The sequence below is a fragment of the Hoeflea sp. genome (assembly GCF_984452065.1).
Genome location: NZ_CFHWAF010000223.1, coordinates 1 through 4,168 on the forward strand (window position 1 = coordinate 1; position 4,168 = coordinate 4,168).

Sequence of the window (4,168 nt, forward strand, 5' to 3'; positions counted from 1 at the left end):
CAGATCTTCTTTCCACTGCAGCCGATTGACCTGCCAGTTGCCGAGCATGAGCAGGACAACGAACGCCGGAAAGGCGAAGACCAGCAGCAGCACGATGCTGCGGAGCGACATGCCTGCCTGCCCGGTTTGATCAGCCATTGTCCAATTCGCCCTCATGGGCGTTGTGCTTGTACTGGAGATTGATCAGCACGCCCTTGAGCGCTCGCAAAAACCAAAGGCACAGCGCGACGCTGAGCGGTATCCACAGCAACAGATGCAACCAGAGCGGCGGGCCGTAGCTGACCTCCAGCCACAGCGCCAGCCCGACGACCAGAAAACCGATGAGCAGGATGACAAAAACCGCCGGACCGTCGCCCGCATCCGCGAAATCGTAGTCCAGGCCGCAAACGCTACAGGATTTCGCCAGCCGAAGATAGCCGGAGAACAGCCGGCCCTCGCCGCAGCGCGGGCAACGCCCGGTGAGACCCGATGCGTACGGGTCGACCGGCGGATAGAGTGCCTCGTCCTTGTCATTCATTTGCCGGGCTCCAATGAAACGGGGCGCGTGCCAGCCGGTCCGCGCCCCCTTCCCCGATCGTATTTGGTTTCGTCAGTGGGCGTAGATCGCCGCGCCCCACGAAGCCCACACATAGATGCTGAAGAAAAGGAACAGCCAGACGACGTCCACAAAGTGCCAGTACCAGGCCGCTGCCTCGAAACCGAAATGTTTCTTCGGCGTGAAATCGCCCGCTGCCGCCCGGATCAGGCAGACGATCAGGAAGATCGTGCCCACCAGAACGTGGAAGCCGTGGAAGCCGGTCGCCATGAAGAAGGTCGCGCCGTAGATCGAATCCTTGAAGGCGAACGGTGCCACGACATATTCGTAGGCCTGCACGCAGGTGAACAGCACGCCGAGTGCAACCGTCAGCACGAGGCCCTGGATCAGGCCCCGGCGGTTGCCGTGAAGCAAAGCATGGTGCGCCCAGGTCACGGTCGTTCCGGACAGAAGCAGGATGATGGTGTTGTAGAGCGGTAGGTGCATGGGATCGAGCACCTCGATCCCGACCGGCGGCCACTGTCCGCCCGTATGCTCCACACGCGCCACCTGCGCGGCTTCGCCGGCATAGATGGCGGCGTCGAAGAATGCCCAGAACCAGGCGACGAAGAACATCACCTCCGAGGCGATGAACATGATCATGCCATAGCGCAGATGCAGCGAGACCACCGGCGTATGGTGTCCTTCATGGCTCTCCTTGATACAATCCGACCACCAGCCGTACATGGTGTAGAGCACGATGAGCAGGCCGATGAAGAACAGCCAGGGGCTGGCCAGTTCCATACCGAATATATCAAGCGAACTGCCCGCCAGGTCGCGCATATAGATGATGGCGCCAAACGCCATGACCAACGCACCGACCGAACCGATGAACGGCCAGGGGCTGGGGTCGATTATGTGATAATCGTGGTTCTTTTCGTGCGCGTCAGCCATTTAAAATCCCCGATTTGCCTCTTCTTCGCGGCTGCGTCTCCACAGCAAAGTTTCAATTAGCCGCCTTTTTCCTCACCCTCAAGCGCGGCGGCACTCGCCACCGGCTCCTCCTTGTCGAGAGGAAAGAATGTATAGGACAGCGTTATGGCGTTGATGCTGCGCGTCTCCGGCGCGTTGACGATCTCGGGATCGACAAAAAACACGACAGGCATGTCCAGGCTGTCGCCGGATGCCAGTTCGGTCTCGGTAAAGCAGAAACACTCGATCTTGTTGAAATAAGCACCGGCCGATTGCGGCGTGACGTTGAAGGTTGCCTGGCCGGATGACGTTGTCGGTCCGGTATTGATGGCGATGTAAGATGCCTGTCTGGTCTCGCCGATGCGCAACTCGACCTCGCGCTGCTGCGGCTTGAAATCCCAGTTGAGGCTTCCGGACGTGTTGGCGTCGAAACGCACGGTGATCTTCCGGTCGAGTATTTCATCGGAATACTGCTCGACGCGCTGTATCGTTCCGCCATATCCGGTGACCTGGCAGAAGAGTTCATAAAGAGGCACGGCCGCGTAGGACATGCCGGCCATGCCAAGGACGACACCGAGGCAGATGCCGACGACGCGCGGGTTGCTCGCCGGTTTTCTGGTCTTCTGGTCTGCTGACTCTTTGCTCATAACCGCTTCCTCAGAATGCCCGATCCAGGATCGCCGGCCCAAACTTGAAGATCGTCGCAATATAGAAAATCACCACCAGCGCCGCCAGCACCAGCGCAAGCGCGATGGAACGGAGCCGGCGGGCGCGCTTTTGCCTGTCTGTCAGTTCTATGCGCTCGACCATGCTCATGCTCCAATGCTCGCGATGAAGCCATCGACCAGCAGGATCGCGAACAGACCGAAGAGATAGATCAGCGAAAAGCCGAACATCGCCTTTGCCGCCTTCATGGATGTATCCTGAGGCGGCATGCGCAACACACGAAAAGCGTACCAGACAAAGCCAAGGCCAAGCCCGGCCGACAGAACACCGTATATGACCCCGGCAAAGCCCATGAAATAGGGCAGCACCCCGACAAGCGCGGTCGCAACCGCATAGATGAAAACCTGCCGTTTGGTGGATTCGACGCCGGCGACGTTCGGCATCATCGGCACACCGGCCTTGCTGTAGTCACCCTGTTTGAAGAGGGCCAGCGCCCAAAAATGCGGCGGCGTCCAAAGGAAGATCATCAGGAAAAGAACAAAACTCTCCCAGGAAACCGAACCGGTTACACAGGCCCAGCCGATCATCGGCGGCAGCGCACCGGCGGCACCGCCAATGACGATGTTTTGCGGCGTCGAACGTTTCAGCCACATCGTATAGACGGCCACGTAGAAGAAAATGGTGAATGCCAGAAGACCGGCGGAGAGCCAGTTGACGATCAGCCCGAGCGTGATGATCGAAAAGCCCGAGAGGATCAGACCGAACGTCAGCGCCTCGCCGCGCTCAATGCGTCCCGACGGGATCGGCCGCGTGGCCGTGCGCGACATGACCGCGTCGATATCGGCATCGAACCACATGTTCAGGGCGCCCGATGCGCCGGCCCCGACCGCGATGCACAGGATAGCGACCGCGCCGATAAAGGGATGGACATATCCGGGCGCAATCAGCAGACCGACCAGAGCGGTGAAGACGACAAGCGACATGACGCGCGGCTTGAGCAGCGCGAAATAGTCGCCCGGCCCCGCCTCGGAGAGACCGGTCTCGGCTGCATTCAGTGCTTCATGTTCACCGGTGATTGCCATTTCGCGTTCGAATGTCCGTTGAAGATGCTGCCGGGAGCCGCTCTTGCGGCTCCGGCATGGGTTACTTGATGCGCGGCAGTTGTTCCCACTGGTGGAAAGGCGGCGGCGAGCTCAGTTTCCATTCGAGCGTTGTTGCGCCTTCGCCCCACGGATTGTCACCGGCTTCGCGCTTCTTGGCGAAGGCCTCCCACACGCCGTAGAGGAAGATCAGCACGCCGATCGCGGAAAGGTAGGAGCCGTAGGAAGACACGGCATTCCAGCCGGCATAGGCATCGGGATAATCGATGTAGCGGCGCGGCATGCCGGCGAGACCCAGGAAGTGCTGCGGGAAGAACACCAGGTTCACGCCGATGAACATCACCCAGAAATGCGCCTTGGCGAGATACGAGTTGTACATGTAGCCGGTCATCTTGGGGAACCAGTAATACCAGGCGGCGAAGATGCCGAAAACGGCGCCCAGCGACAGCACGTAGTGGAAGTGCGCGACGACGTAGTAGGTGTCGTGCATGGCGCGATCGAGGCCGGCATTTGCGAGCTGCACGCCGGTCACCCCACCGACGGTGAACAGGAAGATAAAGCCGAGCGCCCACAACATGGGTGTGCGGAAGGTCATCGATCCGCCCCACATGGTGGCGATCCACGAGAAGATCTTAACGCCGGTGGGCACCGCGATCACCATGGTCGCAAAGACGAAGTAGCGCTGTGCGTCGAGCGACAGGCCGACCGTATACATGTGGTGCGCCCAGACGATGAAGCCGACCGCGCCGATCGCCACCATGGCGTATGCCATGCCGAGATAGCCGAAGACCGGCTTGCGCGAGAAGGTCGCGACGATATGGCTGACGATGCCGAAGGCCGGAAGGATGAGGATATACACCTCCGGATGGCCGAAGAACCAGAACAGATGCTGGAACAGGATCGGGTCGCCGCCGCC

The 4,168-nt window shown here is 60.1% G+C and carries 7 protein-coding genes; all 7 read right to left on the reverse strand.

The features are described from left to right. Positions 1 to 156 (reverse strand): SURF1 family cytochrome oxidase biogenesis protein (locus tag AC5E6N_RS23545; protein WP_491750093.1); only part of this gene is annotated, 156 nt, incomplete at its 3' end. Next, entirely contained in the window at positions 131 to 517 is a 387-nt protein-coding gene (locus tag AC5E6N_RS23550) for a DUF983 domain-containing protein (protein WP_491750087.1), read from the reverse strand. The genes AC5E6N_RS23550 and AC5E6N_RS23545, both read right to left, overlap by 26 nt. 72 nt (positions 518 to 589) lie before the next feature. Continuing rightward, on the reverse strand, positions 590 to 1,468 hold the full coding sequence (locus AC5E6N_RS23555) for a cytochrome c oxidase subunit 3 (protein WP_491750088.1): 879 nt from the start codon (positions 1,466 to 1,468) through the stop codon (positions 590 to 592). A 56-nt stretch (positions 1,469 to 1,524) separates the two neighbouring features. Then, on the reverse strand, positions 1,525 to 2,133 hold the full coding sequence (locus AC5E6N_RS23560; protein WP_491750089.1) for a cytochrome c oxidase assembly protein: 609 nt from the start codon (positions 2,131 to 2,133) through the stop codon (positions 1,525 to 1,527). Positions 2,134 to 2,143: 10 nt separating this feature from the next. After that, positions 2,144 to 2,296, reverse strand: a complete 153-nt coding sequence (locus tag AC5E6N_RS23565) for a cytochrome c oxidase system small membrane protein (protein ID WP_491750090.1) — start codon at positions 2,294 to 2,296, stop codon at positions 2,144 to 2,146. Between the two features lie 2 nt (positions 2,297 to 2,298). Beyond that, positions 2,299 to 3,234: a heme o synthase gene (locus tag AC5E6N_RS23570; protein ID WP_491750091.1), complete on the reverse strand. Its 936-nt coding sequence runs from the start codon at positions 3,232 to 3,234 to the stop codon at positions 2,299 to 2,301. 61 nt (positions 3,235 to 3,295) lie between these two features. Continuing rightward, positions 3,296 to 4,168 (reverse strand): cbb3-type cytochrome c oxidase subunit I (locus AC5E6N_RS23575; RefSeq protein WP_491750092.1); only part of this gene is annotated, 873 nt, incomplete at its 5' end.